At 57.2% G+C, this 16,155-nt stretch carries 15 protein-coding genes; 6 read left to right on the top strand and 9 right to left on the bottom strand.

The features are described from left to right. Positions 1-80: 80 nt before the first annotated feature. The gene (gene serS, locus PQR63_RS02655) at positions 81-1,379 is read right to left on the bottom strand and encodes a serine--tRNA ligase (RefSeq protein WP_408165435.1); all 1,299 of its coding nucleotides are present in this window, start codon (positions 1,377-1,379) and stop codon (positions 81-83) included. Positions 1,380-1,571: 192 nt separating this feature from the next. On the opposite strand from serS, the gene PQR63_RS02650 reads away from it, so the two are divergent. Then, positions 1,572-2,174: a hypothetical protein gene (locus PQR63_RS02650; protein ID WP_408165433.1), complete on the top strand. Its 603-nt coding sequence runs from the start codon at positions 1,572-1,574 to the stop codon at positions 2,172-2,174. Between the two features lie 22 nt (positions 2,175-2,196). Here PQR63_RS02650 and PQR63_RS02645 read toward each other — a convergent pair whose 3' ends face one another. Further along, positions 2,197-3,489 carry a replication-associated recombination protein A gene (locus tag PQR63_RS02645; RefSeq protein WP_408165431.1) on the bottom strand — a complete coding sequence of 431 codons (1,293 nt, stop codon included), beginning with the start codon at positions 3,487-3,489 and terminating at the stop codon, positions 2,197-2,199. Positions 3,490-3,689: 200 nt separating this feature from the next. Between PQR63_RS02645 and fdxA the strand changes: the two genes are divergently transcribed. Further along, the gene (gene fdxA / locus PQR63_RS02640) at positions 3,690-4,025 is read left to right on the top strand and encodes a ferredoxin FdxA (protein ID WP_094564737.1); all 336 of its coding nucleotides are present in this window, start codon (positions 3,690-3,692) and stop codon (positions 4,023-4,025) included. 28 nt (positions 4,026-4,053) lie between these two features. On the opposite strand, the gene lolA is transcribed toward fdxA, so the two are convergent. Continuing rightward, the gene (gene lolA / locus PQR63_RS02635; protein WP_094564738.1) at positions 4,054-4,689 is read right to left on the bottom strand and encodes an outer membrane lipoprotein chaperone LolA; all 636 of its coding nucleotides are present in this window, start codon (positions 4,687-4,689) and stop codon (positions 4,054-4,056) included. A gap of 57 nt (positions 4,690-4,746) precedes the next feature. After that, the gene (locus tag PQR63_RS02630) at positions 4,747-7,077 is read right to left on the bottom strand and encodes a DNA translocase FtsK (RefSeq protein WP_408165429.1); all 2,331 of its coding nucleotides are present in this window, start codon (positions 7,075-7,077) and stop codon (positions 4,747-4,749) included. Positions 7,078-7,437: 360 nt separating this feature from the next. Between PQR63_RS02630 and trxB the strand changes: the two genes are divergently transcribed. The 3 genes from trxB (at position 7,438) to PQR63_RS02615 (ending at position 9,482) form a co-directional block, all read left to right on the top strand. After that, complete coding sequence (trxB, locus tag PQR63_RS02625; protein WP_094564740.1) at positions 7,438-8,391, top strand: thioredoxin-disulfide reductase; 954 nt, start codon at positions 7,438-7,440, stop codon at positions 8,389-8,391. Positions 8,392-8,475: 84 nt separating this feature from the next. Beyond that, complete coding sequence (locus PQR63_RS02620; protein ID WP_408165427.1) at positions 8,476-8,790, top strand: I78 family peptidase inhibitor; 315 nt, start codon at positions 8,476-8,478, stop codon at positions 8,788-8,790. Positions 8,791-8,825: 35 nt separating this feature from the next. Further along, positions 8,826-9,482 (top strand): Smr/MutS family protein, encoded by a 657-nt coding sequence (locus tag PQR63_RS02615; protein WP_408165425.1) that lies wholly within the window; start codon positions 8,826-8,828, stop codon positions 9,480-9,482. 39 nt (positions 9,483-9,521) lie between these two features. Here the strand turns inward: PQR63_RS02615 and PQR63_RS02610 are convergent, their stop codons facing one another. Beyond that, positions 9,522-10,409 (bottom strand): LysR family transcriptional regulator, encoded by an 888-nt coding sequence (locus PQR63_RS02610; protein ID WP_408165423.1) that lies wholly within the window; start codon positions 10,407-10,409, stop codon positions 9,522-9,524. A 138-nt stretch (positions 10,410-10,547) separates the two neighbouring features. Between PQR63_RS02610 and PQR63_RS02605 the strand changes: the two genes are divergently transcribed. Then, positions 10,548-11,549: an aldo/keto reductase gene (locus PQR63_RS02605; protein WP_408165422.1), complete on the top strand. Its 1,002-nt coding sequence runs from the start codon at positions 10,548-10,550 to the stop codon at positions 11,547-11,549. A gap of 40 nt (positions 11,550-11,589) precedes the next feature. On the opposite strand, the gene PQR63_RS02600 is transcribed toward PQR63_RS02605, so the two are convergent. The 4 genes from PQR63_RS02600 to PQR63_RS02585 all read right to left on the bottom strand — a co-directional run bounded on the left by PQR63_RS02600 (position 11,590) and on the right by PQR63_RS02585 (position 16,080). Then, positions 11,590-12,768 (bottom strand): PA0069 family radical SAM protein, encoded by a 1,179-nt coding sequence (locus tag PQR63_RS02600; RefSeq protein ID WP_408165420.1) that lies wholly within the window; start codon positions 12,766-12,768, stop codon positions 11,590-11,592. Positions 12,769-12,847: 79 nt separating this feature from the next. Further along, on the bottom strand, positions 12,848-13,912 hold the full coding sequence (locus PQR63_RS02595) for an ABC transporter substrate-binding protein (RefSeq protein WP_408165418.1): 1,065 nt from the start codon (positions 13,910-13,912) through the stop codon (positions 12,848-12,850). Positions 13,913-14,018: 106 nt separating this feature from the next. Next, the gene (locus PQR63_RS02590; RefSeq protein WP_007881397.1) at positions 14,019-14,357 is read right to left on the bottom strand and encodes a P-II family nitrogen regulator; all 339 of its coding nucleotides are present in this window, start codon (positions 14,355-14,357) and stop codon (positions 14,019-14,021) included. A 109-nt stretch (positions 14,358-14,466) separates the two neighbouring features. Continuing rightward, positions 14,467-16,080, bottom strand: a complete 1,614-nt coding sequence (locus PQR63_RS02585; RefSeq protein ID WP_408165416.1) for an NAD+ synthase — start codon at positions 16,078-16,080, stop codon at positions 14,467-14,469. Positions 16,081-16,155: the final 75 nt, after the last annotated feature.

The following is a 16,155-nucleotide window of genomic DNA, read 5'->3' as shown; positions in this document are numbered from 1 at the left end:
CTTCGCAGTTCGATGCGCGCGACAAAAAAATGGCTGATGCCCCTGCGGACATCAGCCATTTTTTCATCACCGGGCCAGGATTACGGCGCCAGCTTTTCCAATCCGCCCATGTAAGGACGCAGCACTTCCGGAATCACCACACTGCCGTCGGCTTGCTGGCCGTTTTCCAGTACTGCGACCAGCGTACGGCCGACCGCCAGGCCTGAGCCGTTGAGCGTATGCACCAACTCAGGCTTGCCTTGGGCGTTACGGAAACGCGCTTGCATGCGGCGCGCCTGGAAGGCTTCGCAATTCGATACCGACGAAATCTCACGGTAGGTATTTTGCGCCGGCAGCCAGACTTCAATATCGTAAGTCTTGGCTGCGCCGAAACCCATGTCGCCGGTGCACAGCGTGATCACGCGGTAAGGCAGGCCGAGCTTCTTGAGGATATTTTCGGCGTGGCCGAGCATTTCTTCCAGCGCTTCGTAGGATTTCTCCGGATGCACGATCTGAACCATTTCGACCTTGTCGAACTGATGCTGGCGAATCATGCCGCGCGTGTCGCGGCCGTAGCTGCCCGCTTCAGAACGGAAGCATGGGGAATGCGCCGTCATCTTCAGCGGCAGTGTGTCACCGGCAACGATCTCGTCGCGTACCAGATTGGTCAGTGGCACTTCGGCTGTCGGGATCAGATACAAGGCCGTGTTGTCGCTGGTATCGCCTTCCTGACCACCCTTCTTTGCTGCAAACAGATCGGCTTCAAACTTCGGCAACTGACCGGTACCGCGCAGCGAATCGGCGTTGACGATGTAAGGCGTATAGCACTCGGTGTAGCCGTGTTCCAGCGTATGCGTATCGAGCATGAACTGCGCCAGCGCGCGATGCAGACGAGCGATACCGCCCTTCATGACGGCAAAGCGCGAACCGGTCAGCTTGGTGGCGACATCAAAATCCAGACCGAGCGCAGCACCGACGTCGACGTGATCCTTGACTTCAAAGTCGAACACTGGCGGCGTGCCGACCTTGCGTACTTCGACGTTACCGCTTTCGTCAGCACCGGCAGGCACCGATTCGTGCGGCAGATTCGGTACGGTCAGCAGGAAATCGCTCAGTTGCGTCTGCACTTCTTCCAGACGGGTAGCCGATGCCTTCAGCTCATCGACGATGCCGGACACTTCTGACATCACTGCCGATGCGTCTTCGCCCTTGCCTTTGAGCATGCCGACTTGCTTGGACAGGCTGTTGCGCTTGCCCTGCAATTCCTCGGTACGGGTCTGAATCTGCTTGCGCTCGCCCTCGAGCGCATTGAAAGCGGCGACATCGAGCTGAAATTTGCGCGCGGCCAGACGGGCGGCGACATTGTCGATGTCTTTACGAAGAAGTTGGATGTCGATCATGGAATGCCAATGTAGAAAATGCGGTAAAAACGAGATTGTACCAAGGACATTGCCTGTCCTCGCCGTCAGGCGGCTTATTGGCGGAAATAATGCGGTAAAAATAGCATCAACCGTGATCAACGACGCTCCAGCCTGCGTTACCATTGCCGCCAATCGCTTCATTACACCGCAAGAACATCACAGGAACGCGCCATGTCCGACACGCCTTTGCAGCCGCCGTTATTCGCCTACATTATCGGTTTCGCCCTTGCCGCCTGCTGCGCCATCTGGGCAGGTTCGCAATTCGCGCTGACCGGCTCCAGCATTGGCTACGGCGTATTGACCGGCCTCAGTTTCGGCGCCATGTTCGCCTTCGGCCAACGCGTCAAGAATCGCCTGTTCCCGACACCGGAATCGACCAAATGGAAGATCAATGCCGGGCCGACCGCTGCTGACCTGCGCCCTGCACGCCGTGCCGCCGCGCGTGCCAAACCGATGACAGTCGCATTCGATGCGGAGTTCATCAAGACCTCGCGCGCCGGGGCCGAGCTGGAAAGCATCGCCTGGCAAGATATCAACCGCATCATCATCACCATCGGCGACGATTTCCTGCCGATGCCTTACTGGATGATTGCCACTACCAAGGGCGGCATCCGCCTGCCCAATGACACGCCGGGATTGGAAGCTCTGATGGAAGAGTTCAAGGTGAAGCTGCCGGGCTATGACAACGATGCGACCTACAACGCGGTGATCAGCGCCATGGGTGCGATGGAAGGCACGTTCGAGGTTTGGAAGAAGGCAACCCCGGCAGCGTGATCACCGAAGAGCCGCCAGGCGCTTACTTATTATTCTTTTTATATTCCCGATCAAGATCACGCAGATGCGCCATCTTGTCGCCGATCTTGGCTTCCAGGCCGCGCGGCACCGGCTGATACCAATGCGGATCGGAAATGCCATCCGGCAGATAGGTTTCACCGGCGGCATAGCCTTCGGGCTCGTCATGGGCGTAGCGATACAGCTTGCCGTAACCCAGTTCCTTCATCAGCTTGGTCGGCGCATTGCGCAGATGTTCGGGTACGCCGCGCGACTTGTCTTTGGCGACAAACGCGCGCGCCTGGTTGTACGCCATGTAGCCGGCATTGCTCTTGGCTGCAATCGCGAGATAAATCACCGCCTGCGCCAAGGCCAGCTCACCTTCGGGCGAGCCGAGACGTTCGTAAGTGGCGGCAGCGTCATTGGCGATGGTCATGGCGCGCGGATCGGCCAGGCCGATATCTTCCCACGCCATACGCACGATACGACGCGCCAGATAGCGCGGATCGGTGCCGCCATCGAGCATGCGTGTCAACCAATACAAAGCGCCGTCAGGGCTGGAGCCGCGCACCGATTTATGCAACGCGGAAATCTGGTCATAGAAAGCGTCGCCGCCTTTGTCGAAACGGCGCAGAGCATCCCCCAGGCATTCCGCCAACACTTCGGGACCGACGATACCAAGATTTTTTGCCTGCGCTGCACGCGCCACGATTTCGAGATTGTTGAGCAGCTTGCGGCCATCGCCATCGGCGCTGGCGATCAGCATTTCTTTTGCTTCCGGCTCGAACTGCAAACCGTCCAATTCTTCGCGACAGGCGCGATCGATCAGTGCGCCGAGATCGTCTTCCGTCAACGATTTGAGCACGTAGACAGCTGCGCGCGACAACAACGCACCGTTGACTTCGAAGGATGGATTTTCGGTTGTCGCGCCAATGAAAGTGAACAAGCCACTCTCCACATGCGGCAGGAAGGCATCCTGCTGACTCTTGTTGAAGCGATGCACTTCATCGACAAACAGGATCGTGCGGCGGCCGGAATTGGCGCGTGTGACCTGCGCACGCTCCACGGCTTCGCGGATGTCCTTGACGCCCGACAGCACCGCCGACAAGGCGATGAATTCGGCATTGAAACTGTCCGCCATGATGCGCGCCAGCGTAGTCTTGCCGACACCCGGCGGCCCCCACAGAATCATCGAATGCGGCTCGCCCGATTCGAACGCCACGCGCAGCGGCTTGCCCGCGCCAAGCAGATGCTGCTGGCCGATGACATCGTCAAAGGAATGCGGGCGGAGACGTTCAGCTAACGGCGCGGAATTCATGCGGTTGTAAAAATGGAGAGTTAAGATCGGACGGCTTGCAGGATCGCTAGTCTAACCGATCCGACAGCAGTACATCGGCTCAGATGCTAGAATCCTGCCGGGTTCGCCGGTATGGGACGGTTTTAAACCGGTTCAATACAGCAATACAGCGGACTTGCCATTCTGCTTACATCACTTCACGCCTCAGGGCGTTTCTGCTCATGCCTTTTGTTGTCACTGATTCCTGCATCGCCTGCAAATACACCGACTGCGTCAGCGTCTGCCCCATGGATTGTTTTGTCGAAGGACCCAACTTCCTGGCGATCGATCCGGACGGCTGCATCGATTGCTCGATGTGCGTACCGGAATGCCCGGTCGGCGCGATCTATAACGAAACCGACCTGCCCGACGCCTTGAAGCATTTCACCGACCTGAATGCAAAGCTGGCCAAGCATCCGGGCTGGAAGCCGATTACCCAGGCACAGGCGCCGATGCCGGATCACGAGCAATGGCGCGATGTGGAAGGCAAGATCGACATGCTCAAGATGTCGACCTGAGATAAAAAACTGATCAGTTGTTGAATGATCAGTTATTGAACACGTCGGCGCCCTTGGGCACGACGAAGGTGAAGCTGGTGGCCTTGAGCGGCGGGTTCTTTTCAAAGTTCGTGAACGACAGCAGCGAAGTCTGACCGAACGAATCGCGCAGCTCCATTGCCTGCGGCACGCCGTCCTTCAAACCGATGCCGATACGATCGAAGGTTGTATCCTTGCTCTTGGGCGTGGCTTCCAGCCATTCCATGCCATCCTTGGCACCGCCCTCTTTCAGTGTGAAATTCTTTTCCAGATCGTTGCTGCCGAACAGAATCGCTGCAGGCGACGAACCGAGCGCGTTGCCCAGCTTTTTGGTGGTGACCTGATTCAAGTCCTTGTCGTAGATGAACAGCTTGTCGCCATCGGCTTGCAAGACTTGCTCATACGGCTTCTGATAGGTCCAGATGAATTTGCCCGGACGCGAGAACACGAAAGTGCCGCTTGAGGTATTGGAGACCTTGACGGTGCCGCTGTCGGTCTTCACAAGACGCTGTACGAACTGGCCTTTGGCCGATTGCGTCGACGAGACGAATTGCTTGAATTGCTCCAACGCGCTTGCTGAAGCCTGCGCGGAAAACAGCGCTGCGCTCAAACCCGCCACCGCAGCAGCGAGTTGCCATTTTTTCATGCGAGGTAATGCCGATTTCGTGTTCTGCGTTGCTTCTTGTCTTGTTGTTTGCATAGATTATTCCGAGGTATTTCCTGCCGGCACGAGGATTTCGCGATTGCCGTTCGATTGCATGGTCGATACCAGACCGCTTTGCTCCATCTGCTCCAGCAGACGCGCCGCGCGGTTGTAACCGATGCGCAAATGACGTTGCACCAGAGAAATCGATGCCCGGCGGTTTTTCAGCACGACAGCAACGGCCTGATCGTAGAGTTCATCGCCTTCACTGCCGCCCGCAGCGCCACCGCCGATTGCCCCTTCGGCATCGTCGGCAACGCCTCCTTCTAGGATGCCCTCGATGTAATTCGGTTCCCCCTGCTCTTTCAGATGGTCAACCACGCGGTGGACCTCTTCATCGGAAACAAAGGCGCCATGCACGCGGATCGGCAGGCCTGTCCCCGGAGGCATGTACAGCATGTCGCCCATGCCGAGCAGCGCCTCCGCGCCCATCTGGTCGAGAATCGTGCGCGAGTCGATCTTGCTGCTGACCTGGAAAGCAATCCGCGTCGGCACGTTGGCCTTGATCAGGCCGGTGATGACGTCAACCGAAGGACGCTGCGTGGCCAGAATCAAGTGGATGCCGGCGGCACGTGCCTTTTGTGCGATACGGGCGATCAGTTCTTCCACCTTCTTGCCAACCACCATCATCAGGTCGGCCAATTCGTCGATGATGATGACGATGGTTTCGAGCTGCTCCAGCGGCTCCGGTGCGTCAGGCGTCAGGCTGAATGGATTGGGGATCTTTTCGCCGCGCTTTTCGGCGTCGGCAATTTTCTGGTTGTAACCGGCCAGGTTACGTACGCCCAGCTTGGACATGCGTTTGTAGCGACGCTCCATCTCGGCCACAGCCCAGTTGAGCGCATGGCCGGCCTGGCGCATGTCGGTCACGACCGGCGCCAGCAGATGCGGGATGCCTTCGTAGATCGAGAGTTCCAGCATCTTCGGATCGATCAGAATCAGGCGTACCTGTTTCGGCGTCGATTTATACAGCAGCGACAGGATCGTGGCATTGATACCCACCGACTTACCGGAACCGGTCGTACCCGCAACCAGCAAGTGGGGCATCTTGGCGAGATCGGCCACCACAGGGTTGCCGGCGATATCTTTGCCGAGCGCAATCGTCAGACTGGAATGACTGTCGTTATAAACCTTGGAGCCGAGAATTTCGGTCAGGCGCACGATCTGGCGCTTGGGGTTAGGCAACTCCAGACCCATGAAATTCTTGCCCTGGATGACTTCCACCACGCGGATCGATGTCAGCGACAACGACCGCGCCAGGTCGCGCGCCAGGCCGACGATCTGGCTGCCCTTGACGCCGGTGGCAGGTTCAATTTCGTAGCGTGTAATCACCGGGCCGGGATAGGCCGCGACGACCTTCACTTCGACGCCGAAGTCGGAGAGCTTTTTCTCGATCAGACGGCTGGTGAATTCCAATGTTTCAACCGTGACCGTCTGCTGTGCCGGCGGCGCCTCATCCAGCAGCGACAACGGCGGCAGGCTGGAATCGATATCCTGGAACAGGCTGGTCTGGCGTTCTTTCTCGATGCGTTCCGATTTGACTACGGCCACGACTTGCGGCTCGATACGGATCGGGGGCGCTTCGACGATCTTAGCGCGTTCCTGCACCACGACCTCTTCCCGCTTGACGGCGGCAACGTGGCCGACCTTGCGGTCTTCGCGCGCAGAATAAAAATTACGAACCCAGAAAATACCGTCTTCGATGGCACCGCCAATGCGTTCCACCGCGGCCAGCCAGGACACATGGAAGAACAGGCTGAAGCCCAGTCCGAACAACAGCAGCAACAGCAGCGTCGCACCGGTAAAGCCCAGCGACGATTGCGCCGCGCTGCCGATCATTTCACCCAGCACACCGCCCGGTGCTCGCGGCATTGGCGCCTTCATCGAATACATGCGCATGTATTCGATACCAAGACTGCCGGCCAGCAGAAACACAAAGCCGATAGCACGGATCAAGCCTTCCTGATGATGCTCAGGCTCTGCCTGCTTCTGCACCAGAAAGCGATTCGCAAGTTTGCGGTAGCTGCGCCAGATGGAATGCGCCAGCAGCACGCACCACCACCATGCCGACATGCCAAAAATATAAAGCATCAGATCCGCCAGCCAGGCGCCGATACGGCCGCCCCAGTTGTGCAGATGGGGCACGGTATTGGCCACCGACCAACCGGGGTCGTTGCGCGAATAAGTCAGCAGGATGATGGCAAGGTAGGCAAGCAAAGTCGCCATGGCCAGCCAGCGTGCTTCGTAGAGCAGGCGTACCAGCCTGCTGGGCAGCGGCGGCGCTTCGGCGGCTTTGGTCGTACGGGTGTAGGCTTGGCTGGTTTTAGTCATAAATCTTTATCTGGCGCACTTCTAATGCATTTTTGAAACTCAGACGACATTGTAACGGCGATTACCGGCCAGAAAACCGGCTAGCGGAAATCACCCGCAGATTGCGCCGTTCCGGCCCTATTGAATGGATAGCGTAATTCCATCAGGCCGGTCCGGCGGTTCGTCTATAATCTTAACCGTTTTGCAGCGCAATATAGGACAAACGGCAACATAAGCCGTATAAGCCGCCAAGGGCAGCCATCAGCGGCTTCCGGCTTCAGGCCTTCTTGCCTTGCATTGAAATTCAGCAGACCGGCATCATGTACTTTATGTTGCTGCTGCGTCTACTTCTGTTCAGTTCACTAAGAGTAAGAGTACTTTATGACCACGTCCAAACACGCCAAGGTTTTGATTCTCGGTTCCGGCCCCGCCGGCTACAGCGCCGCCGTCTACGCAGCGCGCGCCAACCTCAATCCGGTGCTGATCACCGGCGTCGAGCAAGGCGGCCAACTGATGACCACCACCGACGTCGAAAACTGGCCGGGCGACCCGATGGGTGTGCAAGGTCCGGAACTGATGCAACGTCTGCTGCAGCATGCCGAACGTTTCAATACTGAAATCATTTTCGACCACATCCACACGACCAAACTGTCGGAAAAACCATTCCGCCTGATCGGCGACTCCGGCGAGTACACCTGTGATGCCCTGATCATCGCCACCGGCGCATCGGCGCAATACCTCGGCCTGCCTTCCGAAGAAGCCTTCATGGGCAAAGGCGTGTCGGCTTGCGCAACCTGCGACGGCTTCTTCTATCGCGGCAAGGAAGTCGCCGTGGTCGGCGGCGGCAACACCGCCGTGGAAGAAGCACTGTACCTGTCGAACATCGCCAGCAAGGTCACCATCATCCATCGTCGCGACAAGTTCCGCGCCGAGCCTATTCTGATCGACCGCCTGCTGCACAAAGTCACTGAAGGCAAGATCGATATCAAATGGCATCACACCCTCGATGAAGTCATTGGCGACGACAGCGGCGTGACCGGCATCAAGATCAAATCGACACAAGACGGCAGCGTCACGCCGATCACTTTGCACGGTTTGTTCATCGCTATCGGCCACAAGCCGAACACCGGCATTTTCGACGGCCAGCTCGATATGCATAACGGCTACATCAAGACCCGTACCGGTCTCGAAGGCTTCGCCACTGCCACCAGCATCAATGGTGTGTTCGCTGCCGGCGATGTGCAGGATCATATCTATCGCCAAGCCATCACCAGCGCCGGTACCGGCTGTATGGCCGCGCTCGATGCCCAGCGTTATCTGGAAGGTCTGGAATAAGTCGGATTGAAGTTGAATTGAAGTGCGTCAACACTGAACAAGCCGCCCATGGGGCGGTTTGTTCATTTCAGGAAGGATAAGACGATGCCGTTGCGCCCACTGCTACGCCCACTATATTCCGTCGTGCTTGTCTCGCTGCTGACACTGTCGGCTTGTACCGCGACCGAAACCAGCAGCGCATCGCCCCCGCTTGTTTCCGGCTGCAACGCTGATGCCGTCAAAAACCTGATCGGCAAACCTGCTGATGAAAAGCTCCAGCAACAAGCGCAGACAAAGGCCGGAGCAAGCAGTGCGAGAACGTTGGGTCCGCACGACGTTGCCACCATGGATTACAATCTGCAGCGTCTCAATCTCTATACCGACGACAAGAGAATCATCATCCGCATCTCCTGCGGCTGACCCGCTTACATTGCATTCGCAGCGTCCGTCCCGCCATGACCACGTTCAAAGACTTTTCTTCACTACGATCCCTGCGCAAGGATTTGCAAGCGCAGGAAGAGTTGCGCGCCAAAGAAGAAGCTGAACGCTTGCGTGCCGAACAGCGCCTGCGCGAAGAGGCCAACATTTTTCGTGACAGTATCGGCAAGGTTGCCCCGCTGCGCACCAGTGAAAAAGCCAGCCTCACGCCACCGCCGCCGTTACCGATTGCACGCCATCACATCGCCGACGAACAAGCGGCACTCATGGAATCGCTTTCCGACGAGTTCACCTTCGACACGCTGCTCAATAGCGATGAAAACCTGAGTTTCGCCCGTCCCGGTGTAGGCAGCGACGTACTCAGCAAGCTGCGCCGCGGTCATTGGGTGATTCAGAATCAACTTGATCTGCACGGCTTGCGCCGCGATGAAGCACGGGAAGCACTCGGCGAATTCCTGCGTCAGGCGCGCCGCCGCGGCCAGCGCTGCGTGCGTATCATCCACGGCAAGGGACTCGGTTCAGTCAACAAGGAACCGGTGCTGAAACAAAAAGTCCGAAATTGGCTGGCGCAGAAAGACGAAGTCATTGCCTTCTGTCAGGCACGTCCGGCTGACGGCGGTTCAGGCGCGCTGGTTGTGTTGCTGCAATCGAGCACGCCCTCCAACGCGGGCTAAAGACGCTGCTTCTGTTACTCTGCGTTGGCGCCAGGCAGTTCAGCGTATTTTCAGCATTTCTGCCAGCCAGTCGACGAAAGCGCGCACGCGCGGCGACAAGTGCCGGTTGTGCGAATACACGATCGATACCGGCATAGGCGGCGGTTTGAACGCCGGCAGCACTTCCTCCAGTACACCCTGCTCCAGCAAATCCTCCACGCCAAAGCGCGGCGCCTGCACGATGCCTAATCCCGCCAGACAACATGCCATATAGGCTTCGGAACTCGCCACCGACACCTGCCCTTGCAGCTTCAAGGTTTTGAGCTCACCGTTCTGCATGTACTCCCACGGCAAATCGCGACCGGTGCGGCTGGAGAAATAATTGATCATCGTGTGCTTGTCCAGCTCCGCCAGCGTGTGCGGACGGCCATGACGATCCAGATAGGTTTTCGACGCGTAAGTAATCTGCTCCATAGAACCGATATTGCGGGCGATCAGCGTCGAATCGCTGAGGATGCCCACACGCACCACGCAATCGACACCCTCGCCGACCAGATCGACGAAGCGATCGCTGGCATTGAGCTTCAATCGGATGTCCGGATAACGGGCAAAGAACACCGGTAATTGCGGAATCACCACCTTGTGCGCCAGCCGTTCGGGCAAGTCCACGCGTACGATGCCTTGCGGCTGTTCGCGGTCGAAGAGGTTTTCCACGTCCTGAAATTCCGCCAGCAGACGTTGGCAGCGCTCCAGATAGGCGGCGCCATCGTCGGTCAGCGTCACCTTGCGCGTGGTTCGCTGCAAAAGGCGCACGCCCACGCGTTTCTCAACGGACTGGATCGCATTGGTTACGGTGGCCGCCGGCAAACCCATCTGCTCGGCAGTCTTGCTGAAACTCCCCAGTTCGGCGACGCGCACGAACACTTCCATAGCCTGAAGACGGTCCATTTTTATAATTATCCATTTTCGAATAAAGAAATCATTTTAACGCCATTTATTCGAAAACCAATAAGCCCAATAATACGATCCAAGCGCTCAGGCATATCGCCAGACAAGCGCGTCACTTTATTGACTGGAAGAAATATCATGAAAAACCGCACACTCGGCCGCGACGGCCTCGTCTCCTCGGCGCTCGGTCTGGGCTGCATGGGCATGTCGGATCTCTACGGCCCGGCCAACGAGCAAGACGGCATCGCCACCATCCACGCCGCGCTGGAAGCCGGCATCACGCTACTCGACACCGGCGACTTCTACGGCATGGGTCACAATGAAATGCTGATTCGCGATGCACTGCGCGAAGCTGGAAGCAAGCGCGACAATGCGCTAATCAGCGTCAAATTCGGCGCTATGCGCGACGCCGGTGGCAACTGGGTCGGAATGGACAATCGTCCGGCCGCGGTCAAGAACTTCCTCGCGTATACGCTGCGCCGTCTTGGCACTGACCACATCGACATCTACCGCCCTGCACGTCTCGATCCGAATGTGCCGATTGAAGAAACCGTCGGCGCCATTGCGGAAGAAGTCAAAGCCGGCCGCGTTCGCCATATCGGCCTATCTGAAGTCGGTGCAGAAACATTGCGCCGCGCGCATGCAGTGCATCCCATTGCCGACTTGCAGATTGAGTATTCACTGATCTCGCGCGGCATTGAAAAAGACATCTTGCCGACTTGCCGCGAACTGGGTATCGGCATCACCGCTTACGGCGTGTTGTCACGCGGTCTGATCAGCGGCCATTGGGATCCGTCGCGTCAACTCGCAGCCAACGACTTCCGCAGCACCAACCCACGTTTTTCCGGAGACAACCTGAAGCACAACCTGTCCCTGATCGACGTGCTGCGCGCCGTTGCCGCCGACAAGCAGGCCACGCCGGCACAGGTCGCCATCGCCTGGGTGCTGGCGCAGGGCAGCGATATCGTGCCGCTGGTCGGTGCACGCCGCCCCGAACGTCTGGCCGAATCGTTGGGCGCGTTGAAGCTCACACTGACAACACAGGATCTGGCGCGCATCGAAGAAGCCATTCCAGCCGATGCCGCAGCGGGTGATCGCTATGCCGCCTACGCGATGGCGCATCTGGACAGCGAAAAATAAGCAGCACGCCCCACCAAGCTTTGCTTCCGGCCGGAAGCGATCAGAAGAGATTGAACTGGCCGGACAGCGAGGCCCGCGGCGGATGCGCAGGTGGAACGAATTGCGACGCATCGAGCATGTCAAACCACCCGCGCTGATGCATGGCGCTGCGCTGTACCGCCTTGTCAAAACGCTGACGAATCAGATCCGCCCAGACGCCTTCGCCACGCATGCGTGTCGCGAAATCCGAATCGTTATCTTTGCCGCCGCGCATCTCGCGAATGCGATTCATCACGCGATTGGCGCGATCGGGAAAATGCGTCAGCAACCACTGCTGAAACAGGGGATTGACCTCCCAAGGCAAGCGCAACACGGTATAACCGGCGCGATGCGCACCCGCGTCAGCAGCAGCCGCGATGATGCTTTCCAATTCAGGTTCGTTGATAAAGGGAATAATCGGTGCAATGCTGACGCTGACCGGAATACCGGCATCGGCCAAGGTACGGATCACGCGCAGACGCCGTGTCGGGGTTGCTGCACGCGGCTCCAGCTTACGCGCCAGTGCCGGATCGAGCGTCGCAATGGTCACTGCCGCAATCACCTGGCGCCGCGAGGCCATCGCCGCAAGAATATCCACGTCGCGCTCTATCAATGAAGACTTGGTGATCAGTGCCGCCGGGTGACGGCATTCGTCGAGTACCTGCAAAATGCGCCGGGTAATCTGCAGCTCGCGCTCGCAGGGCTGGTAGGCATCCGTATTGATCCCGACGGTGATGGTCTCCGCAACATAAGACGGCTTTGCCAGCTCCTTGCGCAGCAATTCCGGGGCATTCACCTTGGCGAAAATCCGGCTCTCAAAATCCAGCCCCGGCGACAAACCCAGATAGGCATGCGTGGGGCGAGCGAAGCAGTAGACGCAACCGTGCTCACAACCACGGTAGGGATTGAGCGACACATTGAAAGGCAAGTCGGGGGACTTGTTGCGGCTGATGATGGTCTTGGCGATTTCTTCCGTGACGATGGTACGCAGCGCACCAGTTTCTCCATCAGCGTCATCTTCTTCACCGGCACCCCAACCATCGTCAAATCCTACGCGTTGTTCGGTTTCGTAACGACCTTGAATATTGCTGACGGCGCCGCGGCCCTTTCGCGCATCGAATACCTGCGAAAACGTCTCGCCGGCACTCTCCAGCGTGCGCGTCGTCTGCAGCGGCACCGGTCGGTAAGTTGACTTTGCCATGGCGATCCTTCAATATAATATACTGTACAAATATACAGTATATCGCATCAACAAAATCCCATGCGCCCGTCCGCAATATTCAGTTCAAAAACCGCGCCCCGCTGGTCATGGTCGCCATATCCACGTACGAGGATGCATTATGATTCTGCGGGGAAAAATTGATCGCATGCCCGCCACCGTTGTAGTTGCGGGCATTGATGCTCTCCAGCGCGCGTATCAGTTTCTCGCGGGTCAGGTCGCGGCTCGCCCGCTGCAAACCTTCCACCAACACGCGCGCGGCGATGTAGCCTTCAAGGCTGCTGAAAGTCAGGTCTTCATAACCTGCTTCGGACATGCTTTTGCGATATTCCGCGACCAACGGCATGGAGACGCGCCACGGAAACGGCACCACCTGCGTCACCAGGATGCCACGAGCAAGATCGCCAAGCTCTTCTGCCAGGGCTTTATGCCCGACAAACGAGCTACCGTAAAACCGCCCGAGAAATCCCCGGGCACGCAGAGCCCGGACGATACGCGCACTGATGAGGTAGTTCCCACTGAGCAGCATCACGACATCGCTGCGCGCAGCAAGTATTTTGTCGACGACCGGTTCAAGATTCATCACATCGGCATCAATATCGACACTGATCAGGTCGATTGCTTCGGCCTTGGCCTTGCTCTCGGCAGTGTGCTTGATCGACATCCCGTATTGGTCGCGTTGATACACCAGCGCAAACTTATGCAAGCCGACGCAACTGAGTTGGTGCAAAGCATAGGCGAACTCGTCAGCATAGCTGGCGCGCACTGTGAAGAGATAGCGACTGGATGAAGAGTGAAGAAACGTGCCGCCGGTCATCGGCGCAAAGAAGGGAATTTTGGCTTTGGCGGCGATGGGAAATGCCGCCTGGCTGGTCGGCAAACCAACAAAACCGAACAAGGCGAATACCTTTTCGCTTTCGATGAGTTGACGGGTATTGTAGGCAGCGAGAGAAGCCGTGTACTTATCGTCGCGTGTGATCAGCTCAATGCGCCGGCCATACACGCCGCCCTGCTTGTTGATCTTATCGAAATACACCTTGGCGCCGATGAGCAGTTGCCGCGACATCTGCGCCGTAGGCCCGGACAGTCCCGCAGACTGCCCAAGCAGAATACGGGTATCGGTCACACCCGTTTCGGCATGTGCAGGAGAGAATAACCACACTAACAGCACCGGAAAAATTCGAAACAACCAACTTCGATGCCGTTCCTGCATGCGCTCTCCCCTTCATGGTTTAGACCGCTTCCGCTCCTGTCTCACCGGTACGGATGCGAATGACTTGTTCAACTTCCTGAACGAAGATTTTGCCGTCGCCAATCTTGCCGGTGCGCGCCGCCTTGATGATGGCGTCAACCACAGGCTCGACCACGCTGTTGTCGACGACAACTTCAATCTTCACCTTGGGCAGGAAATCGACCACATATTCAGCGCCGCGATACAGCTCAGTGTGGCCCTTTTGACGACCGAAACCTTTGACTTCGGTCACGGTGAGGCCAGTAACGCCGACTTCAGCCAGCGACTCGCGCACCTCGTCCAACTTGAACGGTTTGATGATAGCAGTGACTTGCTTCATGACAACTCCCTCCTTATAAAATGTCGCAAAAAATCGAATTAAATCTATGAAAGTTTTTGGCACGCACACTTAAATGCCCGCACCGAAACCCCGCGTACTGAAATACTAATTACTCACGAAATCTCGATGTGATCGGATAACGCCAATCGCGTCCGAACGCCCGATGCGTCACACGAATGCCAACCGGAGCCTGCCGGCGTTTGTATTCGTTGATCTTGATCAGGCGCGTGATGCGTTCAATATCTTCCATACGATAACCGGCGGCTTCGATTTCGCCAATGCTGCGGTTTTCTTCCATGTACATTTGCATGATGCCATCGAGCACCTCGTACGGCGGCAGCGAATCCTGGTCTTTTTGATCAGGACGCAGCTCGGCCGAAGGCGGACGCGTCAGGATGCGCTCCGGAATCACAGGCGAAACACTGTTGCGATAGGCACACAAACGGTACACCAATGTCTTGGCAATATCCTTGATCACCGCGAAGCCGCCGGCCATGTCGCCGTACAGCGTGCAGTAACCGACCGCCATCTCACTCTTGTTGCCGGTGGTGAGGACGATGGAACCATACTTGTTGGACATCGCCATCAGCAGCGTGCCGCGGATGCGCGCCTGAATGTTTTCTTCCGTCGTGTCTTCCTTGAGCCCCTTGAATTCTTCAGACAAGGTATTGCGAAAAGCCGTGAAGCAATCGTTGATGGAAATCTCGTCGTAGCGAACCTTGATGCGCTCGACCATATCACGTGAATCAAGCCATGAAATGTCAGCCGTGTAAGGCGACGGCATCATGATCGCGCGGACTTTGTCGGCACCCAGCGCATCAACCGCGATAGCCAGTGTCAGCGCGGAATCGACACCCCCTGACAAACCGATCAACACACTCGGAAAACCATTCTTGCCGACATAATCGCGTACACCCAGCACCAATGCCTGATAGACCTGTGCTTCGATGGACAGCGCCGGCGCCATCTTTGGATGTCGGATTTGCACGCCGTCAAACTCGATCAGTTGCAGATCTTCTTCTGCGTGCGCCAGACTCGCGACCAGTTCGCCGGCGATGTCCATGACGAAGGAATTGCCGTCGAAAATCAGTTCATCCTGCCCACCAACCAGATTGGCAAATACCAGCGGCATACCTTGTTTGGTCACATTCGCGCGCATCACATCCAGGCGCAGCAATTGCTTGTTCATGTGGTACGGTGATCCATTGAGAATCAGCAATACCTGTGCACCGGCTTCTTTAGCCAATGCGGGGGCACGTGGAAACCAGGTGTCCTCGCAAATATTGATACCGAACTTAGTCCCTTTGACGTCGAATACCAGCGCCTGTTCCGACGAAGTGAAATAGCGTTTTTCATCGAAGACGCTGTCATTCGGCAGTTCCAGCTTGCTATAAGTGCCGGTGATGCGGCCGTTGAGCAGAATCGAGGCTGAATTGAATCGTGCACCATCTTTGAGCGTCGGATGACCGACCACGACATGCACGTCTTTCAGTGGCGCCAGCTCAACGGCGAGCGCCTGCAACGCTTCTTCGGTTTTTGCGTAGAATGCCTGGCGCAGCAAGAGATCTTCAGGTGGGTAACCCACCAGCGACAATTCAGGCGTAAGGACAATATCGGCGCCCTGCTCCGCGGCACGACGTGAAAAATCGGCGATTTTGTTGCGATTACCCGAAATATCCCCAACTGTACTGTTGATCTGGGCGATGGCGACTTTGACTGACATGATGGCAGGTAAGAATGAGTAAGAAAATGATGATGAAGACCAAAGGCAGAACACCGATGCCAGGGAGCTGCACGC

Source organism: Herbaspirillum rhizosphaerae (genome assembly GCF_046025915.1).
Lineage (GTDB): Bacteria > Pseudomonadota > Gammaproteobacteria > Burkholderiales > Burkholderiaceae_D > Herbaspirillum > Herbaspirillum rhizosphaerae_A.
The sequence above is the reverse complement of the archived record's forward strand: the minus strand, read 5'-3'. Positions and strand labels throughout refer to the sequence as shown.

Excerpts from the sequence above, each read along its gene's own strand:
- serS (WP_408165435.1), bottom strand. The coding sequence starts at position 1,379 with ATGATCGACATCCAACTTCTTCGTAAAGACATCGACAATGTCGCCGCC.
- PQR63_RS02650 (WP_408165433.1), top strand. The coding sequence starts at position 1,572 with ATGTCCGACACGCCTTTGCAGCCGCCGTTATTCGCCTACATTATCGGT.
- PQR63_RS02645 (WP_408165431.1), bottom strand. The coding sequence starts at position 3,489 with ATGAATTCCGCGCCGTTAGCTGAACGTCTCCGCCCGCATTCCTTTGAC.
- fdxA (WP_094564737.1), top strand. The coding sequence starts at position 3,690 with ATGCCTTTTGTTGTCACTGATTCCTGCATCGCCTGCAAATACACCGAC.
- lolA (WP_094564738.1), bottom strand. The coding sequence starts at position 4,689 with ATGAAAAAATGGCAACTCGCTGCTGCGGTGGCGGGTTTGAGCGCAGCG.
- PQR63_RS02630 (WP_408165429.1), bottom strand. The coding sequence starts at position 7,077 with ATGACTAAAACCAGCCAAGCCTACACCCGTACGACCAAAGCCGCCGAA.
- trxB (WP_094564740.1), top strand. The coding sequence starts at position 7,438 with ATGACCACGTCCAAACACGCCAAGGTTTTGATTCTCGGTTCCGGCCCC.
- PQR63_RS02620 (WP_408165427.1), top strand. The coding sequence starts at position 8,476 with ATGCCGTTGCGCCCACTGCTACGCCCACTATATTCCGTCGTGCTTGTC.
- PQR63_RS02615 (WP_408165425.1), top strand. The coding sequence starts at position 8,826 with ATGACCACGTTCAAAGACTTTTCTTCACTACGATCCCTGCGCAAGGAT.
- PQR63_RS02610 (WP_408165423.1), bottom strand. The coding sequence starts at position 10,409 with ATGGACCGTCTTCAGGCTATGGAAGTGTTCGTGCGCGTCGCCGAACTG.
- PQR63_RS02605 (WP_408165422.1), top strand. The coding sequence starts at position 10,548 with ATGAAAAACCGCACACTCGGCCGCGACGGCCTCGTCTCCTCGGCGCTC.
- PQR63_RS02600 (WP_408165420.1), bottom strand. The coding sequence starts at position 12,768 with ATGGCAAAGTCAACTTACCGACCGGTGCCGCTGCAGACGACGCGCACG.
- PQR63_RS02590 (WP_007881397.1), bottom strand. The coding sequence starts at position 14,357 with ATGAAGCAAGTCACTGCTATCATCAAACCGTTCAAGTTGGACGAGGTG.
- PQR63_RS02585 (WP_408165416.1), bottom strand. The coding sequence starts at position 16,080 with ATGTCAGTCAAAGTCGCCATCGCCCAGATCAACAGTACAGTTGGGGAT.